The sequence below is a fragment of the Neobacillus sp. NRS-1170 genome, from assembly GCF_050468025.1.
Map to the genome: position 1 here is coordinate 1 of NZ_JBITPF010000133.1, position 583 is coordinate 583.

Annotated in this window: 1 protein-coding gene; it reads right to left on the bottom strand. The window is 33.1% G+C overall.

Annotated features, from left to right (window positions below; genetic code table 11):
• Positions 1-137: 137 nt before the first annotated feature.
• Positions 138-583, bottom strand: a 446-nt coding sequence (locus ACIFOT_RS32340; RefSeq protein ID WP_430073078.1) for a transposase, incomplete at its 5' end; no start/stop codon positions are given.

A 583-nucleotide genomic window follows, 5' to 3' on the forward strand; every position in this document is an offset into this window, starting at 1 on the left:
TAAACCAGCTAATAGTTTGTCAATATTTTTCATTAAATACTTAAAATTTTTTATGTTAAACTAAAAATGTGCATGCCAAATAACCTTCCTAAATTTCACTTTTGGAAGGTTTTGTATTGTTTAGTTTTATTTATTATTTAAACTATATCTTGGAAAGTTGAGTTGCTTTTTAAAATTGCATAGATCCATTGTAAAAGCTTATTTGCACAGGCTATTACAGCTACTTTATAAGGCTTTCCTTCTTCCCGTTTCTTATCATAGAACTCTCGTAACCTCTTGTTGCGTGGGATGATATCTTTGGTTGTTTTCTTTTTTCGACAATCACGAATGGCACATTTAACGGCTAAATATAGGGCACGCCTAAGCCTGCTTGATCCTCTTTTTGTTATTCTGTTCACTGTTCCTTTGAACCTTCCTGATTCAAAGATACTAGGGTCAATTCCGGCAAATGCTACAAGTTTTTTAGGGTGATTAAACCGATCAATCTCTCCAATTTCAGAAATAATCGTTGCCGCGATTTTTTCTCCGATACCAGGGATTGATTGGATAATCTTATATTCTATAAGTTCTTTTGCTAAAGCAT